The following is a 22,378-nucleotide window of genomic DNA, read 5'->3' on the forward strand; positions in this document are numbered from 1 at the left end:
GGTGCTGTTGGTCGTTTTATTGTTGTTTTAGACATAAAAGCGTTTGGACGTCTATACATCCGTAAAGCATACTGGCAGAATAAAAAAATTGATGCAATAGCGCAACACGGATTTAACCCTGAATGCAAAACATTAACACGACAAGTCTGAAGATTATCGATAACCAGCTCTGGATCCTGGACCAGCAGGCGCTGCCGCAGGAGATGGTCTGGCATCCCTGCCCGGACGTCCCTGCGTTGGTAGAACACATCAAAGCGCTGCGCGTGCGGGGCGCGCCGGTCATCGGATTATCGGCGAGTTTGCTGCTGGCACTGCTGGCGGAAGGCGGCCTGTCGCGACAGGCGCTGACGGTCGCGCTTGAGACGCTGCGCGCGGCACGCCCGACCGCCGTCAACCTGATGAACAATCTTGATCGCATGAAGCAGGCGCTGGCGGCGCCGGAGTGGATCCCGGCGCTGGGGCGGGAAGCCCTGCGGTTGATTGAGGAAGATCGCGCCCTGTGCGATCGCATCGCGGATTACGGCGCCACGCTGGTCACCTCCGGCAGCCGGCTGCTGACACACTGCAACACCGGCGGACTGGCGACGGCGGGCGTGGGCACGGCGATCGGGATACTGCTGCGCGCTCATCAGCAGGGCNAGATTGAAAACGTATGGGTGGATGAAACCCGGCCGTTGCTGCAAGGCGGACGCCTTACCGCCTGGGAACTGGGCGAATTGGGTATTCCCTATCGCCTGATTTGCGACTCGATGGCGGCGTCGCTGATGGCGCAGGGCCAAGTCGATGCCGTGTGGGTCGGCGCGGACCGCATCGCCGCCAACGGCGATGTCGCCAACAAGATCGGCACCTATAGCCTGGCGGTGCTGGCGCATTATCACCGCATTCCTTTCTACGTCGCCGCGCCTCACACCACGCTCGATCCCCACTGTCCGGAGGGCCGCGCGATCCCCATCGAACAGCGCGCCACCGCCGAGGTCACCGGCGTGTCAGGAAGCTTCGGCCACACTCAGTGGGCGCCGCAGGATGCGCCGGTGTATAACCCGGCCTTTGATGTCACCCCGGCCGCCTTGATTAGCGGTTGGGTGCTGGATTGTGGTGTGGTGACGCCCGAGCAGGTACGGGAAGGCATTTTTCAGCAGACGCTGTCGCGTTAATGCGGTAGGAGACGCCTCCCCGCCGCTCGGGTGGGGAGACGCTTGAAGTCAGTCAATCAGGCCAGCTTCGGATAGGCCGTGGCAATGTCGTCGCCGGTGAAGTGCGCGATCCACCCTTCCGGGTTGTCGAACAGCCGGATCGCCGTGAAGTTCGGTGACGATCCCATATCGAACCAGTGCGGCGTTCCCGCCGGTACGGACAGCAAATCGTTCTTCTCACACAGGATCTGGAAAATCTGCCCCTCGACATGCAGGCAGAACAGCCCTGCGCCCTCTACGAAGAAACGCACTTCATCTTCCCCGTGGGTATGCTCAGACAGAAACTTACCGCGCAACGCCTCCTTCTGCGGATTGTCGGCGCGCATGCTGATCACATCCCAACTCTGATAGCCTTTTTCCGCCACCAGCTTGTCGATTTCGTGCTGATAGGCCGCCAGCACTTCTTCCGCATCAGGCTCGGCGCTTAATGCACGGTCCGCCTGCCAGCGCTCGAAGCGAACGCCGATGGCGTTCAGACGCTGACGGATGGCCTCCGCGTCCCGGCTCTCCCAGACCGGCTGGGATGCGTCTTGATCGCTGAAAATAGTGAGTGCGCTCATAAGGAAATCTCCTGTACGTCGATGTGATCGAAGCGGCTCACCTGCGGGTGATCGCTGTGGGGGTCTGCCTCGGCGCGCACCAGCTGACAGGTCTGCCATCCGGCGCTTCGCGCCGCGTCCAGCTCCTGATGAATATCGGAGAGGAACAGGATCTCCGCCGCCGGCAACGCGATAGCGTCGGCGATATTCCGGTAGGACGTGACTTCACGCTTGGCGCCGACGCGCGTGTCGAAATACCCGCTGAACAGCGGCCGTAAATCGCCCNCCTCGCTGTAGCCGAAGAGCAACTGCTGCGCCTCGACCGAGCCGGAAGAGTAGACATACAGCTTAATGCCCTGCTCTAACCACGCATGCAGCTGCGGCGTCACGTCGTCGTAAATATGGCCGTGAAAATCGCCCTGCTGATAGCCCGTGCGCCAGATAATGCCCTGTAATGCTTTCAGCGCCGTCGACTTGCGATCCTGATCCATAAATTGCGCCAATGCGTCCACCAGCTCAGTTTGGCTGGCTTTTGGCTGCCCTAATTCGATACGCAGCGCGTCCAGCGCCTCGGCGACATCCGGCCGTTCTTCCGCCTGAGCCACCACCTGCGCCAGTCGAGCGCGGGCATAGGGAAACAGCACGTTGTGGACAAAGCGAATGTCGCTGGTGGTGCCTTCAATATCAGTCACGATGGCCTTGATCATTGCGCCTCCAGCACACGTCGTTGCAGTTCGCACTGGAACAGAAACTCCAGCCCTTCGAGATGGCGGCGCGCCTCTTGTACGCTCTCCCCCCAACAGTAAAGGCCGTGGCCCCGCACCAGAAAACCATAGCGCAGCGGCGAAGACCGATGGCGAGCCGCGACACGTTCGGCCAGCGCAGGAATGTCCTGATCGTTATCGAAAATGGGGATGGTGACGCGGTCCAGATGCGAACGCTGGCCGGCCAGCGACTTCTGCATCTCGTAGCCTTCCAGCAACAGGGCGTCGTTTTTCTCCGCACGGGACAACACCGTGGCGTTTACCGAGTGCGTATGCAGCACGGCGCCGATGCGCGCGTCGAGACGATACAGCAGGGTGTGCAAACCGGTTTCCGCAGACGGCGTGCGGCCGCAGGGAACATGGTTGGTGGCAATGTCGACCTGCAAAAAGTCTTCAGGTTTCAGGTTGCCCTTGTCTTTGCCCGATGCCGTGATCAGGCTGCGCGCCCCATCAAGACGGACGGACATATTGCCGCCGGTGGCGGGACACCAGCCTTTTTCGCCGATCCAGTGGCAGGCCGCCAGCAGGTCGGCCAAATATACGTTATCGCTCATTGTCTATTCCCAGTGCAGGTGAATCCCCAAACGTTCCGACGCAACCGTCGGCGTTCAGTGTTGTTATTGCCGCTCAGTGAGCATGATTTTTTATAAAGATCAGAGAGAATACAGGTCAACGTGCCGGTCTCACCCTGCCCGCGACGACAACCTCTGACTCAAGCGCTGATGTAGGCTTTTAGCGCTGACGGCGAAGTGCCTGGCTCGCGCCGCACGCCTGACCGGCAGCGAGAAATCCGCGGGTTCGATGAGGAGGCGTTCGGCCGGTGTTGAGGTCCGCGCCCGACAGCGTCTACACTGGTACATCAGTGATGTGTCTGCCTCGCGGCCCTTCACGTTCACCGTGTCGGCCCTCTGACCGCTGCGCCTTCGCCTGATGACAGGCAGGACGTTAAAGCGAGAGATTACCCGGAGAAAACGGGNATCTCAAGAAGATCATCAGCCCTTCCCGCCAAGGAGAAAACCGTGAAAAGGATGGTTAAAATCCCTCTTTCTTTGTGCTGTTTTATCGTTTTCTGTCCGCCCGCTCAGTCCGCGCCGTCGCCTGACGACACGCTGCTGTTTTATTGTCCGACGGACAAGGGCGATCGCATCTCGCTGGAAAATCAGGCAGGGAAATTGGTATTAATCCTCAACGGGGAAAGCCATGTTGCGGATGAAACCGTGCAGGAAATTAGCCAAACCTATCGTCGAAACATCGAAAGATCGCCCGAATACAATGTGGTCAGCTTCCATATCAACGGTGTCGAATACAGCATGGGTTCGTTCAAGAATCTCGCGACTCAAGCTGAACCTGCCGGTCAGTTTTTCTCTTACTCTTCCGATAAAAATCGAATGCCCGACCAACTCTGCTCGTTTGGTGAAGACATCAATAATCTCTCCAGGCTGGCGAAATAACCCGTCGCGCTTCCTGACAACATCGCAGACGTCACGGNATTCGCCTGTTGCGTTCGGAAGAGCCGGGCATAAAAAAAGGGGCTGAATCAGCCCCTGCCTGTTAACTCAAATTATCTATTCGCGTTTGAATCGCGCTGACCTTGGTGGCGTCCTTCGCGGCCTGGTATAACGCCAACGCCCTTTTATAAGCCACCAGCGCTTCGGCCTTGTCTTTACGCGTTCCCTGTTCCTTACTCAGAGGATCGTGATAACGCGCCCAGCTGTACGCATACACCTTGTTGTTATAAATGCCGCTCTCCTCGAAAGTGAATCCGTTCGACTTTCTTAATTGGTTGAGATGCGCACACTTCAGCACTTCAGTGGCCTTATCGAAATAGCGCAAGCGGTCGTCATAACCATTGAAACCGCCGTTGATTCGAGCCGTGATCATATTGAAATCATCTTTTTTGGCGTAACTATTCAGATTCTGGTTGCCATAATCCATATAAAACCAAAAAGCCGATTGCACACAGTGCGGATAGACGGTCAGTTTATTCCGGTTGTCTTCATTAGAATAAACATCCTCCCCCACGGCGCTGCCGTAAGCGCGATAGTTCTTTTCAAAGGTCAATTGAATCAGTCCGCGTCCGTACCACGGCGCATAACTTTTTTGGCTCCCGTTAATCTCCGAGGTGTACACCAACCCAAGGCTTTCGTGGCAACACTGTGCGAGAAAATGCGCTTTCTCCCTGCATGTCGTCATCCCATATTTGGCGAAGCCATCATTGAAGGCCTTCAGGTAGGTCATCAGTTTGTCTTCATCGGCCTTTGGCGCGATTTTACGCAGCTCGCCCAGCGTAATATCACGACCGCAGGCGCAGGTGGTCGGTTCCGTCGTCGAGGTTCCATACCCCTGCGCCGTCATCGGCAACACGGACTGGAGAAAATTGCGCGGAAGAGTCGCGGCCAGCATCGCGCGCAGNCCCGCCTGTAGCGCTGAAGATAAATCGTTGACGGCCCGACAGGACGTCGAATCAAAAGGGAGAGGGAGATGAGCCAATAAATATTCGGGTAATCGTTTCACCCTGAAAATGGCCGGTCCATACGGCACCAATGGGCCAGATAACACGTCGAGATTTCGAATGGATTGACGCTTGCCAAAATCGATCGTATCTACATTCTTCATTACGGTATTCATAAACAAATATGTCCTTATGTGGTTTAACTTCCAAATAGCCAGCGTTCGCACTGGCGTTCCTGTTCCTCAGGATTGTTTATGCCTGGTTGCTGCCCTCCTTTATCGCTCACTAGTTTAAAAACGATTTCAAACAGTATTAGCGCCACATATCAATACGATAAGTCTGCTTTGCTGTTTTCAAGCGGCAATTTGTTTAGCCATATAGACGTTCAAGCGTCTTGATTGCCAATTGTTGACAGCGTGATATATTGGCTAGCTATACAAGTTTGCAGGAGTTGTTTTCAGTCATGAGCGCGGCGCTAATCCCCCAAAGTAANCTTCCTTCCCTCGGCACGACGATCTTCAGTCAGATGAGCGCGCTGGCGCAGAAACATCAGGCGATCAATCTGTCGCAGGGCTTTCCTGATTTCGATGGTCCCTCCTATCTGCAAGAACGTCTGGCCTTTCACGTCAGTCAGGGAGCCAATCAATACGCGCCGATGACCGGCGTCGCGCCGCTGAGACAGGCCATCGCTGAAAAAACCGGGCAGCTGTATGGCTGGGAACCGGATGTCGATCATGAAATCACGGTCACGGCTGGCGCGACGGAAGCCCTGTTCGCCGCCATTAGCGCGCTGGTGCGCCAGGGCGACGAGGTGATTTGCTTCGACCCCAGCTATGACTGCTATGCGCCAGCCATCGAATTGGCCGGCGGCGTGGTGAAGCGTCTGGCGCTACAGCCGCCCGCCTTCCAGGTGGACTGGGCGAAGTTCGCCGAACTGCTGAGCGATAGAACCCGTCTGGTGATCCTCAATACGCCGCACAACCCATCCGCCACCGTCTGGCAAACGTCGGATTTTAATGCCCTTTGGCAGGCGATTGCAGAACGCGAAATTTACGTGCTGAGCGATGAAGTGTACGAGCATATCTGCTTCGACCCGCAAGGCCATGCCAGCGTCCTGGCGCATCCCGAGCTTCGTCAGCGGGCGGTCGCCGTCTCGTCCTTCGGCAAAACGTTTCATATGACCGGCTGGAAAGTAGGTTACTGCGTGGCGCCCGCGCCTATCAGCGCCGAACTGCGCAAAATCCACCAGTACCTGACGTTCGCCGTCAACACGCCCGCACAGCTGGCGATTGCCGATATGCTGCGGGAACATCCGGAACACTGGCGCGAACTGCCTGACTTTTACCAAGCGCGGCGAGACCGCTTCGTCAAAGCCCTGTCCGCCAGCCGCTTCGAACTGCTGCCGTGTCAGGGCACCTACTTCCTGCTGGCGGACTACAAAGCGATTTCGACGCAGGATGACGTGAGTTTCTGCCGCTGGATGACCGAACACGTCGGCGTCGCCGCCATTCCGCTGTCGGTTTTCTGCGCAGACCCTTTCCCCCATACTTTGATTCGGTTATGTTTTGCTAAACAGGAATCCACGTTGGATGCCGCTGCGGAGCGCCTATGTCGACTTTGAAAATCACCCTATTGCAGCAACCCCTGGCATGGATGGATGGCCCAGCCAACCTGAGTCACTTCGACGCGTTGCTGGAGAACATCACGGGGCGCGATCTGATTCTGCTGCCGGAAATGTTCNCCACCGGATTCGCGATGGAAGCCGCCGAACACAGTCTGGAACAGTCGGTGGTGGAAGCATGGCTTTGCCAGTGGGCGCAGCGCGCTAACGCGCTCATCGGGGGCAGCGTGGCGGTGCAAACGCCGAAAGGCGCGGCGAACCGTTTTCTGTTCGCCGATCCGCACGGCGCGCTGTATCGCTACGACAAGCGGCATCTGTTCCGCATGGCGGACGAACATCAGTTTTATCAGGCGGGGGAGAAAAAGCTGGTGGTGGAGTGGCGCGGTTGGCGCATTATGCCGCTGATCTGCTACGACCTGCGCTTCCCAGTCTGGGCGCGCAACCAGCAAGATTACGACCTGTTGCTGTACGTCGCTAACTGGCCGACGCCGCGCGCGCATCACTGGAAGACGCTGCTCACGGCCCGTGCGATTGAAAATCAGAGCTATGTGGCGGGCTGCAACCGCGTCGGCACCGATGCCAACGGCCACCGTTATCAGGGTGACAGCGTGATCCTCGACCCGCGGGGTCAGACGCTGGCCAGCGCCCCGGAAAATCAGCCCGCGCGTCTGGATGCGGAGCTGTCGCTGGAAGCGTTACAGGCCTATCGGGAAGCTTTCCCGGCCTGGCGCGACGCGGACAAGTTCGACCTGTAGCACGCGCCTCTCGCCTTGTTCCCGACAAAGTGAGTCAGCGCTAACTTTTCGGCTATCAGGCGTGGCGTCGAATGCGCCATGCTCTTTCGTCCATAAAGAGACGGTGGGATAGACGGTGTGGCGCGAGCCGCCATTCACGAAAACCTCACGCGCCACAATCAGAACCGATTTACACCTTATCGTTCCAGCGACGGTGATACAGCCTGCCCTATTTCGCCCCCTTTGTCGCAACCGCACGGGCGCGCCCGAGATTCTCCACACTCACCTCAGACCGTTGCGTGCGACGCTTTGCACCGTCAGCAGCAACGCCTGCACCGCCTGCGCCACGTCGTTAGTCAGCACTGACTCATCGGGATGATGGCTAATGCCGCCGCGACAGCGCACGAACAGCATCCCTACCGGCCAACGTTCGGCGATGGCTATCGCGTCATGCCCCGCGCCGCTCGGCAGCGACAGGCCCGTTCCCTGCACCGTCGTCACGGCGTCGGACAACATCGCCTGCAGCCTGGCGTCGCAGCGCGTGGCGGGAATCCGATAATACTCCTCCGCGCTGAAGTGACATCCGCGCCGCGCCGCTGTCTCCTCCGCCGCATGCAGCAACTGGCTTAGCAAGGCCTCCAGCGCCGCGTCTTCCGGTCCGCGGATATCCAGCGTCAGCCTGACTTCGCCGGGGATAACGTTGGCCGCCCCCGGCAAACACTGCAACGCTCCCACGGTCGCGACCCGATGCGGATCGCCCGATTGCGTCAGCGCTTCCATCTGCGTCATCCAGGACGCCGCCGCCGCCAGCGCATCCTGTCGCTGGCCCATCGGCACCGTGCCCGCGTGGCCGGCGTGGCCCAAAAAAGCGCAGTTCAACCGCCGTGCGCCGTTGATCGCCGTCACCACGCCCAGCGCCAGCCCGGCCTGCTCCAGACACGGCCCCTGTTCGATATGCAGTTCCAGATAGGCCAGAATCTCGCTCGGCGCGCGCGCCGCCTCCCCGATGGCGTCGCTAGACAATTTGGCCTGCGTCAGCGCCTGCGCCACGGAAACGCCGTCGGCATCCCGGCACGCCAGCCACTCCGCCGGCCAGGTGCCGGTCAGTCCGCGGCTGCCCAGCAGGGTGATGCCGAACCGCGTGCCCTCCTCATCGCCGAAACCCACGATCTCCAGCGCCACCGGCAGCCGAATGTGACGCTGATGCAGGTAGCGGACGGTTTCCAGCGCGCAAAGTACGCCCAACATGCCGTCGTAACGACCGGCGTTACGCACCGTGTCCAGATGCGAACCGAGTAGCAGCGCCGGGGCATGGGCCGTTTCGCCCTCATAGCGGCCGCAGATATTGCCCACGCTGTCCTGCCAGACGCGCATCCCCGCCGCACGCATCCACTCGCCGACCACCTGATTGGCGCGCAGATGTTCTTGTGACAGGTAGACCCGCGTCAGTTGGCCTGCGCTTTCGGAAATCTGCGCCAGCGCATCGCAGCGATCCATGACCTGCCGCGCGGCGTCGAGCGCCTCGGCAGCCGTCATCGCCACGTTGCTCATGCCGATGCCTGCTGACTGGCGTAGACATCCCACGCGGCCTGCAACGCCGCGCCCTGCACCGAGCGGAAGCCCAGCCGATTCAGTACGGCTTCCAACGCGGTCAGCGTCTGCATGACGCAGTCTTTGCGCGCGTTGTAGCCCATCGTGCCGATCCGCCAGATCTTGCCCTGCAACGGGCCGAAAGAGGTGCCGATCTCGATGGCGAAATCGTCCAGCAGCAGCTTACGTACGGCTTCCCCGTGGATCCCCTCGGGGATCGTCACGCCTAAAACGTTGTTCATGCGATGCGCCGGATCGCCATAAGCCTGTAGGCCCATACCTTCGATCCCGGCCAACAGCGCCTGCCCGTGCAACGCATGGCGGGCGATGCAGGCGTCCAGCCCCTCTTCCAGAATAATGCGGGCGCACTCGCGGGCGGCGAACAGCATACTGGTCGCTTCGGTGTGGNGGTTTAGCCGCTCCGGTCCCCAGTAGTCCATGATCATGCCCAGATCGAAGTAGTTGGAATACACCCTCTCCTCGTCGCCATCCTGATGATCGTCGGTGCGGATCCCCTGCTCCACGCATTGGCGCCGGCGGATCGTCGCAGCCATCCGTTCGCTGATCGTCACCGGCGAACTGCCGGACGGCCCGCCAAGGCACTTCTGCAAACCGGCGGATACGGCATCCAGCCCCCAGGCATCGGTTTCCAGCGGGTTCCCGCCAAAGGACGCGGTGGCGTCGGTGTACAACAGCGCGCCGTGACGGCGGCAGATGTCGCCAAGCTGGTCCAGCGGTTGCAGCATCGTCGTCGACGTGTCGCCCTGAACAGTCAGCAGCAGACGCGGTTTGACGCGTTTCACGGCGTCCTCAATGCGGTCGGGCGTAAAGACTTCGCCCCACGGCGCTTCAATCGTATGCACCTCGGCGCGGCAGCGACGGGCAATCTCACACAACAAATGGCCGAAGCGGCCAAAAACCGGCACCAGCACCCGATCGCCGGGACGGATGGCCGAAACCAGCACGGCTTCGATGCCCGATCGCGAGGTGCCGTCCACCAGCATCGTCCAACGGTTTTCGGTACGAAACAGCTGGCGATACAGCGCCATGACCTGATTCATGTAGCCGGTCATCACCGGGTCGTACTGGCCAATCAACTGACTGGACATCGCCCGGAGAACGCGCGGATCGGCGTTAATGGGACCTGGCCCCATCAGCAGACGATGAGGCGGATTAATTTGAGCGAACAGTTCGCTTTGCATAGTGGTGAACTCCTGATGTCCTTAATTCATGGTGTGCGTAGCCGCGCCGGACGCAGAAAGGCGTACCGGTTGCGCCGCGTGTCAGGCTTCGGTCAGCCCGCGCACGGAGGCGATAAACTGTTTCAGTTCCGGGGTCTGCGGCTGGGCGAACAGGCGGCTCCCTTCGCCCTGCTCCCACACGGTGCCCTGATGCATAAACACCACGCGGTCGCCGACCTCGCGGGCAAAATTCATTTCGTGGGTGACCAGAATCAGCGTCATGCCCTCCGCCGCCAGCTGTTCCAGCACTTTGAGCACCTCACCCACCAGCTCCGGATCCAGCGCCGAGGTGATTTCGTCGCACAACAGCACCTTCGGATTCATCGCCAATGCGCGGGCGATAGCCACACGCTGCTGCTGTCCGCCGGAGAGATTGGCGGGATAGTAGTCCCGCCGTTCGCCCAGCCCGACTTTGTCCAGCATCTGTTCGCCGAGACGGCGACACTCCGTCGCGCTTTTGCCCAGCACCAACCGGGGCGCCAGCATCACGTTTTCCAGCGCGGTCATATGCGGGAACAAATTGAAATTTTGGAAGATCATCCCGACGGAACGGCTGATTTCACGCGCCTGAGACTCCCGGTCGGTGATGGTGATTCCGCCCAGCTTGATGCTACCTTCCTGATAGCCTTCCAGTCCGTTGATGCAACGCAGCAGCGTACTTTTACCCGAACCGCTGCGTCCGATGATGGAGATCACCTCGCCCATCTCGACGTCCAGGTCCACGCCCTTTAACACGTGGTTTTGACCGTAAAACTTATGCACCTGATTAAGGGTGATGAGCGGCATTGAATTTCTTCTCCAAATAGCGGCTGTAGTAAGACAGCGGATAACACAGCAGGAAGTAGCCGAGCGCCACCAGCCCGAACACCTTGAAAGGCTGATAGGTGACATTGTTCAGCATGGTTCCGGCCTTGGTCAGTTCGACGAAGCCGATGATGGACGCCAGCGCCGTGCCTTTGATCACCTGCACGGAGAAGCCCACCGTCGGGGCGATGGCGATGCGCATCGCCTGCGGCGCGACGACTCGGCTCAAGGTCTGCCAGAAGCTCAGCCCCAGACAGCGCGAGGCTTCCCACTGACCGCGCGGCAGCGCCAGTACGCTGCCGTGCCAGATATCCACCAGAAACGCGCTGGTGAAGAGCGTCAGCGCCAGCGCGGCGGCCACCCACGGACTGACGTCGATGCCGAACAGGCCCAGACCAAAGAAGGCGAGGAACAGCTGCATCAGCAGCGGCGTGCCCTGAAACAGGTTGGCGTAAGCGCGGGTCAGGCGCAGCGGCCAGGGACGGCGGGTCAAACGCAGCAGCAGCAAAGGCAGCGTCACCAGCGCGCCGCCGAAGAACGCGGTCAGCGACAGCAGCACCGTCCAGCGTCCCGCCAGCAGCAGGTTGCGTACGATATCCCAGTCGGTAAAGTTCATCATGCGCCCTGCGTTCCCAGAAAACGTCGCCCCAACATCATCAGCAGTTGGCGCATGAGCAGCGACAACGCCAGATACAGAAGCGTGGTGACCAGATACACCTCAAAGCTCAGGAAGGTGCGCGATTGGATCAGATTGGCGGCGAAGGTCAGCTCTTCGTACGACACCTGCGACACCACCGAGGAGCCGAGCATCACGATGATGCACTGGCTGACCAGCGCCGGATAAATTCGCTGTAGCGCCGGCGGCAGGATCACCCGCAGAAACGTCTGCGTACGCGTCAGCCCCAGCACCCGGCAGGCCTCCCATTGGCCTTTCGGCGTCACCTGAATGCCCGCGCGGATGATCTCGGTGCTGTAGGCCCCGAGGTTCACCAGCATGGCGATCAGCGCCGCCTCCCCCGCGGTCAACTTCAGCCCCAGACTCGGCAGTCCGAACACGATAAAGAACAGCTGCACGACGAAGGGGGTGTTGCGTATAACCTCCACGTAAACGCCCCACAATCCGCTCAACACGTTCGGCTTTCCGCTGCGCAGCGCGGCGCCGCCGATGCCGATGGCAATGCCGCCGACCGTGGCCAGCACCGTCAGTTGCAGGGTGACCCACAGACCGGCCAGCATCTCAGGCCAGTAAGGCCACAGCGCCGCGAAATCAAGCTGATAGGTCATGTCACGCGCCCAGATTGGCGGGTAGCGGCGCCTTGAGCCACTTCTGCGACAGGCCGTTCAGCGTGTTGTCCTGCACCGCCTTGTCGATCAGCGCATCGACCTTCGCCTTCAGAGCGGGCTCGTCTTTTTTCAGGCCGATAAAGCACGGCGAATCCTTCAGCATGAATTTCGCCACCGGCGCTTTCGTGGGGTTCTGGGCGGCGATGGCCGCGACCACCAGGTTGCCGGTCGCGATGTACTGCACCTGTCCGGACAAGTAGGCGGACAGCGTCGTGTTGTTGTCCTCATAGCGCTTCAACTGCGCCTCTTTCGGCGCGATGTCGGTCAGAACCATATCCTCTACCGCGCCGCGGGTGACGCCCACGCTTTTGCCCGCCAGCGCTTGAGGATTGGCGAGATCGCCGTCTTTCGGTCCGAACACGCCCAGGAAGAACGGCGCGTAGGCGCGGCTAAAGTCGATCACCTTTTCGCGCTCGGCGTTTTTACCCAGGCTGGAGATCACCAGATCCACCTTGTTGGTTTGCAGGTAAGGCACCCGGTTGGCGCTGGTGACGGGCACCAGCTGCAACTTTAGTTTCATCTCACTCGCCAGATAACGGGCCATGTCGATATCGTAGCCCTGCGGCTGCAGGTCCGTGCCGACCGAGCCGAACGGCGGGAAGTCCTGCGGCACGGCGACGCGCAGTACGCCGCGCTTTTCAATGTCTTGCAGCTGATCTGCCAGAGCATGCCCAGACTGTACAAAAAACAGCGCCGCGCTGACCACGGCCAAGAAACCTTTTCTGATATCCATCGCTCTGCTCCTGGTTCGCCAATGTGAAACAAAAGATTCTCAATAAACAATGATGAAACTATCGTTACAAACTAGTGAGCAAGATATATGCCAATAATGAGGTTGTCGGCGGGGTGAGATGAACAGCAAAAAAAAGCGCAGGCCTTCCTGTAGATAAGCTTTCTGTCAGAGTGAGCGGGAAGTAGCATTGCGGGGACGGCGAAGAAAAGACGACGACGCTCGCCCTGAAATAACGCACCATAAAAGAGCAATGGCACTCTTCTGGTGCTGAAAACCGGCTTATCGCTGAGCGCTATCGACACGTCCTTTGGCATGACGGCATGGCCGCCATCATGGGTTATTCAACGCATCACCGAAGTTCCAGGGCATTGACGTCAGGGGACGTTATGGCGATAGGCATGCGGAATGACGCCTGTGGACCGAGTACCTGACATTTCGACGTAGGTTGCCCATGATGTCGAGCCAGTCATGCGGCGCTCACACGCCGGGCGAAACTCCGCCTAACGCTGCTCCAGCTCATCCAGCTGTTGGTACAGATCGGCAATGTGGTGGATGCGCTGACGCCCGTCCTGCAACATTTCATGCAGCAACGCGTTGCTCAGCAGGTTGACCAGCCCCATCGCAGAGGCGTAGCTGTCGAAGGCGGAGACGCTGTCCAGCGGCGCGCTCAGCGTCCAGGTCGCCAGCGGTTGCAGAGTGTGGGCCTGCGGCTCGCACAGCAACAGCACCGGGACCTGTTTCTCCTTCAGTTGGGCGAGCAGAGACGGGATCAGTCGAGGACGACGGCGAAACGCGGCTACGATCACGACATCCTGCGGATTCAGGTCGGCCAGCTCTTCCGCCAACGTCTGCCCCGGCTGCGCCAAAAGGCAGACCTGCGGCCGCACCTGCAATAGCTGCTGGCGCAGATGCAGCGCCACCGGATAACTGTTGCGCAGCCCAATCAGGCAGACGCGCCGGGCCTGCCGTAGCGCGGCGATCACCGCGCCGAACTGCACCGGGTCGATCTGATTGACCCACTGGGTCAGATTCGCCATCTCCTGCTTATAGTGTCGCGCCAGCAGCGTATTGCCCTGCACCGCGTCGCGGTTGTCGGCCAGCGGCATGCCGCTTTGACGCAGCGTGCGCAGCTCGTCGCGCATTTCCCGGTAGCTGGGATAGCCGAGACGGCGGAACAACCGGCTGACGGTCGCTTTGGAGACGCCGCACAGTCGCGACAGCTCCGCGCTGTTGTAGCTGATCAGGTCGTTGAGGTGATCGAAAATAAACTCCGCGACTCGCCGCTCCTGGGGGGAGAGCGCATTAAAGTGGCTGCGTAGCCGTTCATCAATCTGCTTCATGCCTGCCTCTGTAACTTTCGTTTCATCCCTTCACGGTATCGCTGCACCTTAGCACACCTCTCGTCGGGGACAGTAAGAGGAAAAAGAGTGGAATGCTTCTTGCTTTTGTCTTGAGTCGATTATCCATGGGCACCCTCACGGCGCGACGTATGACCTCCGATTTATCGCTCGCCAGCGTTGAGCGCCGGAGCCTTGTCCCCTAGCGTTGGGAATCTTTTTTATGATGTACAGTAATNGTGCGCCCGCCGGCATGGTGGTGACGCCCCATCACCTGGCCAGCGCCTCCGCTCAGGCGGTGTTGCGGGAGGGCGGGAATGCGATTGAAGCGATGGTCGCCGCCGCATCCACCATCGCCGTCGTCTATCCGCACATGAACAGTCTGGGCGGAGACGGTTTCTGGCTTATCGTGCCGCCGCAGGGCGATCCCATCGCCATCGACGCGAGCGGACCGGCAGGCTCGCTGGCCAACCGCGCGATATACGACGGTCTGGACCGCATTCCGCATCGCGGCCCTAAAGCCGCCATCACTGTGGCAGGCACCGTCGGCGGATGGCAGGAAGCGCTGCGCTATGCCGCCGAACTGCGCGGAACATCGCTGCCGCTGAAGCGGCTGCTGGCCGACGCGATCCGCTACGCCGAACACGGTATGCCCGTCACGTCTTCGCAGTCGGACGCGCTGACGCAACAGGGTGAGGCACTCAGCGCCCATGCCGAATTTCGCCGCGTCTTCTTGCCAGACGGTACACCCCCTCTCCCCGGCAGCCGCTTCACTCAGCCCGATCTCGCCCGCACGCTAACGCAACTGGCGCAAGACGGTCTCGACAGTTTTTATCGCGGCCCGCTGGCCGATACCTTGGCGGCGGCCATGACGCAGGTGGGTATGCCGGTGACCCGGAATGATCTGGCGAACTATCGCGCCAAACGCGTCGCGCCCTTGAGGCTGGCCCACAGTCAGGGCGAGATCTTCAACCTGGCGCCGCCGACGCAAGGGCTGGTGTCGTTAGCGATCCTCGGGATCGCCGACCGGCTCGACATGGCCGATCTCAACGAGGCACAAACGATCCACCGCGTTGTCGAAGCCACCAAGCTGGCATTCGAACTGCGCGATGCCTACATCACCGATCCCAGGCTCGTCACGCAAGATATCCCGGCCCTGCTCAGCGCCGAGGCGCTGGAGGCGTTGAGCACCCGCGTGAATATTGACGCCGCCGCGCCGTGGGGGGAAGGCAAAGGCCCCGGCGACACCGTGTGGATGGGCGTGTGCGACAGCGACGGGCTGTCGGTTTCGTTTATTCAGAGCATTTATCACGAATTCGGCAGCGGTGTGGTGCTGCCGAAGACCGGCATCGTCTGGCAGAACCGGGGAGCCTCGTTCAGCCTCGATCCGCAGCATCTGCTGGCGCTGGAACCGGGCAAACAGCCGTTTCACACCCTGAATCCCGCCGCCGCACGGCTGTCCGACGGACGGACGATGGTCTATGGATCGATGGGNGGCGACGGCCAGCCGCAAACGCAGGCGGCGCTGTTTATCCGCCACGTGGTGCAGGGACTGCCGCTTCAACAGGCCATCGCCGCGCCCCGCTGGCTGCTGGGCCGCACCTGGGGACAAACCTCCGACAGTCTCAAGCTGGAGGACCGCTTCACGGCCGCCACCGTCGATACGCTGCGCACGCTGGGCCATGAGGTGGAGATGCTGCCCGATTTCAGCGAGAGCGTCGGACACGCCGGGGCTATCGTACGCCATACTAACGGTATGCTCGAAGGGGCGTTCGACCCACGCAGCAACGGCAGCGCCCTCGGCTTTTAAATCTGCAAGATCGCGACAACAACGATGATCACAGAGGGAACCATGAGTGAGATGAAAATTGATGACGCCGCACTGGCCGACTATCTGCGGCAAATGGAAACATTGCTGGCGCTGGAGTTAGATCCGGCCCGCCGCCAGGAATTACAGCGACAGTTCAGCCGCATCGCCGATATGGCGCTGCCGCTGATGGCCTTTCCGCTGGACGAACGTGAAGAAATTGCGGGGGTTTATCAGTTATGAGTGCGACACGCCACCCCGGCAGCTATTCCATTGATGAGCTTCATGCGCTGCAAGAGCGCGGCGAGTTGTCCGCGCAGGATATCGCCCGACAGACGCTCGCGCACATTGCCGAGCGCAATCCTCAGCTCAATGCTTACACCCGCGTCACCGAGACGCGCATGCTGGCAGAGGCCGCGCAACTCGACCGACAACGCCGCGACGGCTGCGCGCTGCCCGTGCTGACCGGCGTGCCGTATGCGGTCAAAAACCTGTTCGACGTGGCGGGAGAAACCACGCTGGCGGGAGCCAAACTGTTCAGCCAGCGTCCCCCCGCCACGCAGGATGCCTACGCCGTCTGTCGGCTGAGCGCTCAGGGCGCGCTGCTGTCGGGGCTGTTAAACATGGACGCCTACGCCTATGGCTTCACGACGGAGAATACCCACTATGGCGCGACCCGCAACCCGCATGACCTGACGCGCATCGCGGGCGGCTCCTCTGGCGGTTCGGCGGCGGCGGTCGCGGCCGGGCTGGTGACTTTCGCGCTCGGCAGCGACACCAACGGCTCCATTCGCGTCCCTTCGTCGCTATGCGGCATTTTCGGCCTTAAGCCGACCTTTGGCCGNCTGTCCCGCCGCGGCACGCAGCCCTTCGTCGCCAGCCTCGATCACATCGGCCCGATGGCGCGTAACNCGGAGGATCTGGCGCAGGTATTCGATCTGCTGCAAGGCGTCGACGCCCACGATCGTTTTCAAACGCCGCATGCGTCGCTGGACTGCTCGGCCACGCTGGACGATGACGCGCAGCCAATACGCGCCAGAATTCTGGCGGGCTATTTCGCCGACTGGTGCGACGAACACGCGAAAACCGCCGTGCTGCGGGTCGCCCGGGCGCTGGGGGCCGATGATAACGTGGTGTTCGACGATGCCGCGCTGGCTCGTACGGCCGCGTTCCTGATCTCCGCCAGCGAAGGCGGGAATCAGTACCTGCCCGCGCTGCGAAGCGTGCCGGAACAGATCGAACCGCATTCACGCGAACGTCTGCTGGCCGGCGCGATGATCCCGGCGACGTGGTACGTTCAGGCACAGCGCTTTCGCGACCACTTCCGGCGGAAAGTCCTGTCGCTGTTCGAACACACCGATTTGTTGATCGCCCCGGCGACGCCCTGCTCGGCGACGCCGATCGGTCAGGAAACCATGAGCATTAACGGGGCGGATCTGCCCATTCGCGCCAGCATGGGCATGCTGACTCAGCCGATTTCGTTCGTCGGTTTGCCGGTGGTCACCGTGCCGCTGCTCACCGACTGCGGGCTGCCCATCGGCGTTCAGCTGATTGCCGCGCCGTGGCGCGAGGACATTGCGCTGCGCGCGGCCCGTCGTCTGGAGCAGCAAGGCATCACGCATTCCGTCATCCCCTTACAGCCCTGAAACGCAAGGAAACCGACATGTTGCAGCTCAACGACATCAACCTGCCCGACGTGCTGGAAGAGGTCACCGCCGCCTTCTCCCGCTACGAAAAAGCGCTGACCGGCAACGACGTCGATGAACTCGACGCCCTGTTCTGGCACGATGCGCGCACCGTGCGCTATGGCGCTTCCGAGAACCTCTACGGGATTGAGCAAATCCGGGCGTTTCGCGCCGCCCGTTCCTCAGCCGGACTCGACCGTCAGTTGCACAATACGGTGATCACCAGCTACGGCCGGGATATGGCCGTCGCCAGCACCGAGTTTCGTCGGGCGCATTCAGAGAAGGTGGGTCGCCAGATGCAAACCTGGATCCGCACCGAGCAGGGGTGGCGCATTGTGGCCGCCCACGTCAGCCTGATGACGTAAACGCGCCGGGCAGCCGCGTGATGACGACAGGCCGCGATGATCTGCGCGGCCTTTTTGACTTCATGGCGAGGGCGGTATCAACCGCGATAAGGATGGTGCTGACGCCAGTGGTCGGCGATATCCTGCCGACGGCAAATCCACACCCGATCATGCTGCTGAATGTAGTCGAGGAAACACTGTAGCGCGCGGAAGCGACCCGGCCGCCCCAGCAGCCGACAGTGCATGCCGACAGACATCATCTTCGGCGCGGTTTCCCCTTCGGCATACAGCACATCGAAGCTGTCCTTCAGGTAAGTCAGGAACTGCTCCCCGCAGTTGAACCCCTGCGGCGAGGCGAAACGCATGTCGTTGGCCTCCAGCGTATAAGGAATGATGAGGTGGGGCCGCGCCGCGCCGTCATTCCCCGCCACAGGCATCCAGAACGGCAGATCGTCGCCATAATAGTCGCTGTCATACTGGAAGCCGCCGTGTTCCACCACCAGCCGACGCGTGTTTGGGCTATCGCGGCCGGTGTACCAGCCCAGCGGCGGGCGGCCGAACAGCTCCGTCATCGTCTCCACGGCCTGGGCCATATGCTGGCGTTCAACCGCCACAGGCGTGTCCTGGTAGTGGATCCAGCGCCAGCCGTGGCAGACCACGTCGTAGTCCGCCGCCTGGATCGCCGCCACGACGGCGGGATTGCGCGCCAACGCCATCGCCACGCCGAACACCGTCAGCGGCAGACCGCGACGCTGAAACTCCGCGTGAATGCGCCAGAAACCCGCGCGAGCCCCGTACTCATACAACGAGTCCATCGACATATGGCGGTCCGGGTAACTGGCCGCGCCGATGATGTCGGACAGAAACTGCTCGGAGCCCGCGTCGCCGTGCAGCACGTTATTTTCCGCGCCTTCCTCATAGTTGAGGACAAACTGCACCGCGATGCGCGCGCCTCCCGGCCAACGGGCGTGCGGCGGCTGGCCCGCATAACCCATCAGATCGCGCGGGTAGTCCCGCCCTTCCCGCAACGCCTGCGTCACTGTCTTCATGCTGTGTTCTCTTTTCTGTGGCTGAGGAGATAAAACCGATGTCAGCGCAGTTGGCTGAACGGACCGGTCAGCGGTTTGGGCAGCGGATAGTCGAGGTCGCCGTGCTTGCTGGTGGTCAACCCCATCCCGACCAAGGATTCAACCAGTTTGACCGCAGCGCTGACGCCGTCGATCACCGGGATCTCCAGCTCCCGCGTCAGCTCGCCGGCCAGATCCGCCATGCCGCCGCAGCCCAGCACGATAGCGCCGGATCCATCCTGTTGTTTTGCTTGTATACACTGTTCGCGCACTTTCTGTTGCGCCACTCCCTGCCCGTCTTCCAGCGCCAGCACCGGTAGGTCGATGGCGTGCAGCGCGGCGCAGTGGCGCTCAAAGCCATACTGATGCAATAGGTGCCGCGCGATGACCAGCGTGCGCGGCAACGTGGTGACGATAGAAAAACGCGTCGCCACCAGCGTCGCCATATGCATCGCGGCTTCGGCGATGCCGACGACCGGCGCGGCCGCCAGCTCCCGCGCGGCCAGCAGACCCGGATCGCCGAAGCAGGCGATAACGTGACCGTGCACGCCCTGCGCCTTGCCCTGCCGGATTTGCTCCAGCACGCCGAGGGCGGCGATGGCCTCATCGACGTGCCCTTCTATCGACGGCGCGCCGNGAGAGGCGCACACGGCGCGTATTTCGGTGCCCGCGTGGGCCGCTCGCCGGGCGGCGGAGCCGATGGTCTCCGTCATTTCCCGACTGGTGTTCGGGTTGATGACCTGAATCACACAGCCGCTCATGCCTTCACTTCCCTGTTGAGATGACCGAACAGGCGGGAGAAATCCGGCGCGACGCTGTCGTCGCGATCAAATCGCAGATGGGCGGTGATGTCGTCGAAATGCCGCTGCATTTCCGACGTGAGCGCCGCCGTCTTTTTGTCTCTCAGCAGGGCGACCAACCGCTGATGATCGTGATAACGACACCCCTGTGGCCACGGTGCGCCATAGGCGGCAATCACCAGCGAAGAACGCAGCGTGAGCTGAGACACCATGCCGGTCAATACGGCATTACCGGAGATGGCCTGCAGTTGAATGTGAAACGCGGCGGACAGGCGAATCGCCTCTGCGCCATTCTGATCCTGATGGGCGTTGTCTTCCGCCTGCACCACTTTTTCCAGCGCCTGACAGTGGCTTGCCCGGCAATGCGCCACCNCCTGAGGGAGGTTGGCGCACTCCAACAGACTGCGGGTATGAAAGATCTGCCGCGCTTCATCCACCGAGGGGGTGGCGACCTGTGCACCACGCTTGGGCGCCAGGTTGATCATTTGCACTGCGGCAAGACGCTGCAGCACTTTGCGGATGCCGGTTCGGCTCACGCCAAAGACCTCCGCCAGCGCCTCTTCCGGCAATTTGGTGCCCGGCAGCAGCTGGTGTTCCACAATCGCATTCAGCAAAGCGTGATAAATCACTTCGTCCTTTTGCTGAGAAAGCGTTTCGTCTTCAAGACCATAGGTATAGTTCATCACGTTATTCCATCACCATTTCATGGCTAAATCGTACACTTCAAACCTCAAGCTTTGTATACAAAAAATAGATTATGGCCCGAATCCTGCAAAACACCCTTTGTATACACCATCGTATGAAGAAGACGTTCGGTTATCCAAAGGAGCAGATTCCATGCCAGAAAATACCTCATCGAACCGCGCCATGCGGACAGACTACAGCCCCAGGTTATGCAATGAGGACCTCGCGCCGGTGCGGTCGCAGAACTGGTCCTGGTATAACATTTTTTCTTTCTGGATGTCCGACGTGCACAGTATGGGCGGCTACGTCGTCGCGGCCAGTTTCTTTACGCTGGGGCTGGCCAGCTGGCAGGTGCTGGTCTGTCTGCTGGCCGGTATTGGCATCGTTCAACTGTGCGCCAATCTGATCGCCAGACCCAGCCAGATGAGCGGCGTTCCCTATGCCGTGATTTGTCGTCAGGCCTTCGGGGTTTTCGGCGCCAATATCCCGGCGGTGATCCGCGGATTGATCGCCTTCGCCTGGTACGGCATACAAACCTATCTGGCCGCCAACGCGCTGATGCTGGCGCTGCTGAAGTTCTACCCCTCACTGATCCCGCTGACCGAGCCTCACTGGCTGGGCCTGTCCGCGCTGGGCTGGATATGCTTCGGCATACTCTNGCTGCTACAGGCTATGGTGTTCTGGCACGGCATGGCGGCCATCAAACGTTTTATCGATTTCGCCGGTCCGGCGGTCTATATAGTGATGCTGGGGCTGGCCGGTTGGATTGTTTACCAGACCGGCTGGGAGGGCATCTCCTTCACGCTGTCCAGTCACTCCCTGAGCGCGGGCGAGCAGTTGTGGCAGATGATCACCGCCATCGCGCTGGTGGTGTCCTATTTCTCCGGGCCGTTGCTGAACTTCGGCGACTTTTCCCGGTACGGCAAGACGATGCGCGACGTGCGCCGCGGCAATTTCTGGGGGCTGCCGGTCAACTTCCTGCTGTTCTCCATCGTAACGGTGGTGATCGTTTCCGGTACGCAGTCGCTGTTCGGCAAGATGATCACCGATCCGATCGAAACCGTGAGTCACATCGGCAGCGGCGTTGCCGTCGCGCTGGGCCTGCTGACCATGATCATCGCGACCATCGGCATCAATATCGTGGCGAACTTTGTGTCGCCGGCCTTCGACTTCTCCAACTGTTCGCCACAGCGGATCAGTTTTCGCGCGGGCGGAATGATCGCCGCCGTGGGGTCGATCCTGCTAACCCCTTGGAACCTCTTCCAGTCGCCCGAACTGATCCACTACACGCTGGACGTGCTGGCCGCTTTCATTGGCCCGCTCTTCGGGATCCTGCTGACCGACTTTTATCTGATCAAAGGCGGACGCGTGTGCGTCGACGATCTGTTTAACGCGACGCCACAGGGGCGTTACTGGTATCGCCGCGGTTTTAATCCCAACGCCGTTCTGGCGCTGCTCCCCGCCGTCGGCATTTGTCTCTTTATCGGCTTTATGCCGTCGTGGCATGCGATCGCCAATTTCAACTGGTTTATCGGCGCGGCGCTGGGCGCGGGCGGTTATCGCTTTCTGGCCCGCCATGAACGCAGCCCAGGCTATCGGCTTCGCCGCCTGTCTATGTCCGGTGTGGAATAGACGTTTT

23 protein-coding genes are annotated in these 22,378 nt (G+C 60.7%); 9 read left to right on the forward strand and 14 right to left on the reverse strand.

Going from position 1 to position 22,378, the window contains the following annotated elements; genetic code table 11:
• Positions 1-122 precede the first annotated feature (122 nt).
• The gene (gene mtnA, locus RZ35_RS10460; protein ID WP_026743252.1) at positions 123-1,154 is read left to right on the forward strand and encodes an S-methyl-5-thioribose-1-phosphate isomerase; all 1,032 of its coding nucleotides are present in this window, start codon (positions 123-125) and stop codon (positions 1,152-1,154) included.
• 56 nt (positions 1,155-1,210) lie between these two features.
• Here mtnA and RZ35_RS10465 read toward each other — a convergent pair whose 3' ends face one another.
• The 3 genes from RZ35_RS10465 to RZ35_RS10475 form a co-directional block, all read right to left on the reverse strand.
• Complete coding sequence (locus RZ35_RS10465; protein WP_026743253.1) at positions 1,211-1,753, reverse strand: 1,2-dihydroxy-3-keto-5-methylthiopentene dioxygenase; 543 nt, start codon at positions 1,751-1,753, stop codon at positions 1,211-1,213.
• Complete coding sequence (mtnC, locus tag RZ35_RS10470) at positions 1,750-2,439, reverse strand: acireductone synthase (protein ID WP_026743254.1); 690 nt, start codon at positions 2,437-2,439, stop codon at positions 1,750-1,752. The genes RZ35_RS10465 and mtnC overlap by 4 nt, the downstream gene beginning before the upstream one ends.
• Positions 2,436-3,050: a methylthioribulose 1-phosphate dehydratase gene (locus tag RZ35_RS10475; protein WP_026743255.1), complete on the reverse strand. Its 615-nt coding sequence runs from the start codon at positions 3,048-3,050 to the stop codon at positions 2,436-2,438. The genes mtnC and RZ35_RS10475 overlap by 4 nt, the downstream gene beginning before the upstream one ends.
• A gap of 465 nt (positions 3,051-3,515) precedes the next feature.
• Between RZ35_RS10475 and RZ35_RS10480 the strand changes: the two genes are divergently transcribed.
• Positions 3,516-3,947 carry a hypothetical protein gene (locus RZ35_RS10480; protein ID WP_139171522.1) on the forward strand — a complete coding sequence of 144 codons (432 nt, stop codon included), beginning with the start codon at positions 3,516-3,518 and terminating at the stop codon, positions 3,945-3,947.
• Between the two features lie 100 nt (positions 3,948-4,047).
• On the opposite strand, the gene RZ35_RS16955 is transcribed toward RZ35_RS10480, so the two are convergent.
• Positions 4,048-5,124: a glycoside hydrolase family 19 protein gene (locus RZ35_RS16955; protein ID WP_051625549.1), complete on the reverse strand. Its 1,077-nt coding sequence runs from the start codon at positions 5,122-5,124 to the stop codon at positions 4,048-4,050.
• Between the two features lie 287 nt (positions 5,125-5,411).
• Here RZ35_RS16955 and RZ35_RS10490 point away from each other — a divergent pair, with 287 nt between their 5' ends.
• Positions 5,412-6,569, forward strand: a complete 1,158-nt coding sequence (locus RZ35_RS10490; RefSeq protein WP_026743257.1) for a pyridoxal phosphate-dependent aminotransferase — start codon at positions 5,412-5,414, stop codon at positions 6,567-6,569.
• Positions 6,557-7,324 carry an amidohydrolase gene (locus RZ35_RS10495; RefSeq protein WP_026743258.1) on the forward strand — a complete coding sequence of 256 codons (768 nt, stop codon included), beginning with the start codon at positions 6,557-6,559 and terminating at the stop codon, positions 7,322-7,324. The genes RZ35_RS10490 and RZ35_RS10495 overlap by 13 nt, the downstream gene beginning before the upstream one ends.
• Before the next feature lie 261 nt (positions 7,325-7,585).
• Here RZ35_RS10495 and hpxK read toward each other — a convergent pair whose 3' ends face one another.
• The 7 genes from hpxK to RZ35_RS10530 form a co-directional block, all read right to left on the reverse strand.
• Complete coding sequence (hpxK, locus tag RZ35_RS10500; RefSeq protein ID WP_026743259.1) at positions 7,586-8,854, reverse strand: allantoate amidohydrolase; 1,269 nt, start codon at positions 8,852-8,854, stop codon at positions 7,586-7,588.
• On the reverse strand, positions 8,851-10,095 hold the full coding sequence (locus RZ35_RS10505) for a pyridoxal-phosphate-dependent aminotransferase family protein (protein ID WP_026743260.1): 1,245 nt from the start codon (positions 10,093-10,095) through the stop codon (positions 8,851-8,853). Before RZ35_RS10505 ends, hpxK begins: the two co-directional genes overlap by 4 nt.
• Positions 10,096-10,176: 81 nt before the next feature.
• Positions 10,177-10,920, reverse strand: coding sequence for an amino acid ABC transporter ATP-binding protein (locus RZ35_RS10510; protein ID WP_026743261.1), 744 nt, complete (start codon positions 10,918-10,920; stop codon positions 10,177-10,179).
• Positions 10,901-11,554, reverse strand: coding sequence for an amino acid ABC transporter permease (locus RZ35_RS10515; protein WP_327062231.1), 654 nt, complete (start codon positions 11,552-11,554; stop codon positions 10,901-10,903). The genes RZ35_RS10510 and RZ35_RS10515 overlap by 20 nt, the downstream gene beginning before the upstream one ends.
• Positions 11,554-12,222, reverse strand: a complete 669-nt coding sequence (locus tag RZ35_RS10520) for an amino acid ABC transporter permease (RefSeq protein ID WP_026743263.1) — start codon at positions 12,220-12,222, stop codon at positions 11,554-11,556. The genes RZ35_RS10515 and RZ35_RS10520 overlap by 1 nt, the downstream gene beginning before the upstream one ends.
• Before the next feature lies 1 nt (position 12,223).
• Positions 12,224-13,015 carry a transporter substrate-binding domain-containing protein gene (locus tag RZ35_RS10525; protein ID WP_099049264.1) on the reverse strand — a complete coding sequence of 264 codons (792 nt, stop codon included), beginning with the start codon at positions 13,013-13,015 and terminating at the stop codon, positions 12,224-12,226.
• A 500-nt stretch (positions 13,016-13,515) separates the two neighbouring features.
• The gene (locus RZ35_RS10530; protein WP_026743265.1) at positions 13,516-14,355 is read right to left on the reverse strand and encodes a MurR/RpiR family transcriptional regulator; all 840 of its coding nucleotides are present in this window, start codon (positions 14,353-14,355) and stop codon (positions 13,516-13,518) included.
• Positions 14,356-14,575: 220 nt separating this feature from the next.
• Here RZ35_RS10530 and RZ35_RS10535 point away from each other — a divergent pair, with 220 nt between their 5' ends.
• From RZ35_RS10535 to hpxZ, 4 genes are all read left to right on the forward strand, one after another.
• Positions 14,576-16,162 (forward strand): gamma-glutamyltransferase family protein, encoded by a 1,587-nt coding sequence (locus tag RZ35_RS10535; protein WP_026743266.1) that lies wholly within the window; start codon positions 14,576-14,578, stop codon positions 16,160-16,162.
• 42 nt (positions 16,163-16,204) lie between these two features.
• Entirely contained in the window at positions 16,205-16,402 is a 198-nt protein-coding gene (gene hpxX / locus RZ35_RS10540; protein ID WP_099049265.1) for an oxalurate catabolism protein HpxX, read from the forward strand.
• Positions 16,399-17,805, forward strand: a complete 1,407-nt coding sequence (locus RZ35_RS10545; protein ID WP_036153191.1) for an AtzE family amidohydrolase — start codon at positions 16,399-16,401, stop codon at positions 17,803-17,805. Before hpxX ends, RZ35_RS10545 begins: the two co-directional genes overlap by 4 nt.
• A gap of 17 nt (positions 17,806-17,822) precedes the next feature.
• A complete protein-coding gene (hpxZ, locus tag RZ35_RS10550; protein WP_036153194.1) occupies positions 17,823-18,209 on the forward strand; it encodes an oxalurate catabolism protein HpxZ in 387 nt (128 codons plus the stop codon).
• Positions 18,210-18,286: 77 nt separating this feature from the next.
• On the opposite strand, the gene puuE is transcribed toward hpxZ, so the two are convergent.
• The 3 genes from puuE to RZ35_RS10565 all read right to left on the reverse strand — a co-directional run bounded on the left by puuE (position 18,287) and on the right by RZ35_RS10565 (position 20,738).
• On the reverse strand, positions 18,287-19,237 hold the full coding sequence (gene puuE / locus RZ35_RS10555) for an allantoinase PuuE (protein ID WP_051625550.1): 951 nt from the start codon (positions 19,235-19,237) through the stop codon (positions 18,287-18,289).
• Between the two features lie 41 nt (positions 19,238-19,278).
• Complete coding sequence (locus RZ35_RS10560; protein ID WP_026743271.1) at positions 19,279-20,016, reverse strand: aspartate/glutamate racemase family protein; 738 nt, start codon at positions 20,014-20,016, stop codon at positions 19,279-19,281.
• Positions 20,013-20,738: a GntR family transcriptional regulator gene (locus tag RZ35_RS10565; RefSeq protein ID WP_026743272.1), complete on the reverse strand. Its 726-nt coding sequence runs from the start codon at positions 20,736-20,738 to the stop codon at positions 20,013-20,015. The genes RZ35_RS10560 and RZ35_RS10565 overlap by 4 nt, the downstream gene beginning before the upstream one ends.
• A 154-nt stretch (positions 20,739-20,892) precedes the next feature.
• Here RZ35_RS10565 and RZ35_RS10570 point away from each other — a divergent pair, with 154 nt between their 5' ends.
• Positions 20,893-22,371 carry an NCS1 family nucleobase:cation symporter-1 gene (locus tag RZ35_RS10570; protein ID WP_026743273.1) on the forward strand — a complete coding sequence of 493 codons (1,479 nt, stop codon included), beginning with the start codon at positions 20,893-20,895 and terminating at the stop codon, positions 22,369-22,371.
• Positions 22,372-22,378 lie beyond the last annotated feature (7 nt).

Origin of the sequence: Lonsdalea quercina subsp. quercina, from assembly GCF_000688655.1 — a bacterium.
In the GTDB taxonomy this organism is placed as follows: Bacteria; Pseudomonadota; Gammaproteobacteria; order Enterobacterales; family Enterobacteriaceae; genus Lonsdalea; species Lonsdalea quercina.

Bases quoted from the DNA above. Each gene is read 5' to 3' on its own strand.
- RZ35_RS10465 (WP_026743253.1), bottom strand. From the start codon at position 1,753: ATGAGCGCACTCACTATTTTCAGCGATCAAGACGCATCCCAGCCGGTC.
- RZ35_RS10475 (WP_026743255.1), bottom strand. From the start codon at position 3,050: ATGAGCGATAACGTATATTTGGCCGACCTGCTGGCGGCCTGCCACTGG.
- hpxK (WP_026743259.1), bottom strand. From the start codon at position 8,854: ATGAGCAACGTGGCGATGACGGCTGCCGAGGCGCTCGACGCCGCGCGG.
- RZ35_RS10510 (WP_026743261.1), bottom strand. From the start codon at position 10,920: ATGCCGCTCATCACCCTTAATCAGGTGCATAAGTTTTACGGTCAAAAC.
- RZ35_RS10515 (WP_327062231.1), bottom strand. From the start codon at position 11,554: ATGAACTTTACCGACTGGGATATCGTACGCAACCTGCTGCTGGCGGGA.
- RZ35_RS10520 (WP_026743263.1), bottom strand. From the start codon at position 12,222: ATGACCTATCAGCTTGATTTCGCGGCGCTGTGGCCTTACTGGCCTGAG.
- RZ35_RS10525 (WP_099049264.1), bottom strand. From the start codon at position 13,015: ATGGATATCAGAAAAGGTTTCTTGGCCGTGGTCAGCGCGGCGCTGTTT.
- RZ35_RS10530 (WP_026743265.1), bottom strand. From the start codon at position 14,355: ATGAAGCAGATTGATGAACGGCTACGCAGCCACTTTAATGCGCTCTCC.
- hpxX (WP_099049265.1), top strand. From the start codon at position 16,205: ATGAGTGAGATGAAAATTGATGACGCCGCACTGGCCGACTATCTGCGG.
- hpxZ (WP_036153194.1), top strand. From the start codon at position 17,823: ATGTTGCAGCTCAACGACATCAACCTGCCCGACGTGCTGGAAGAGGTC.
- puuE (WP_051625550.1), bottom strand. From the start codon at position 19,237: ATGAAGACAGTGACGCAGGCGTTGCGGGAAGGGCGGGACTACCCGCGC.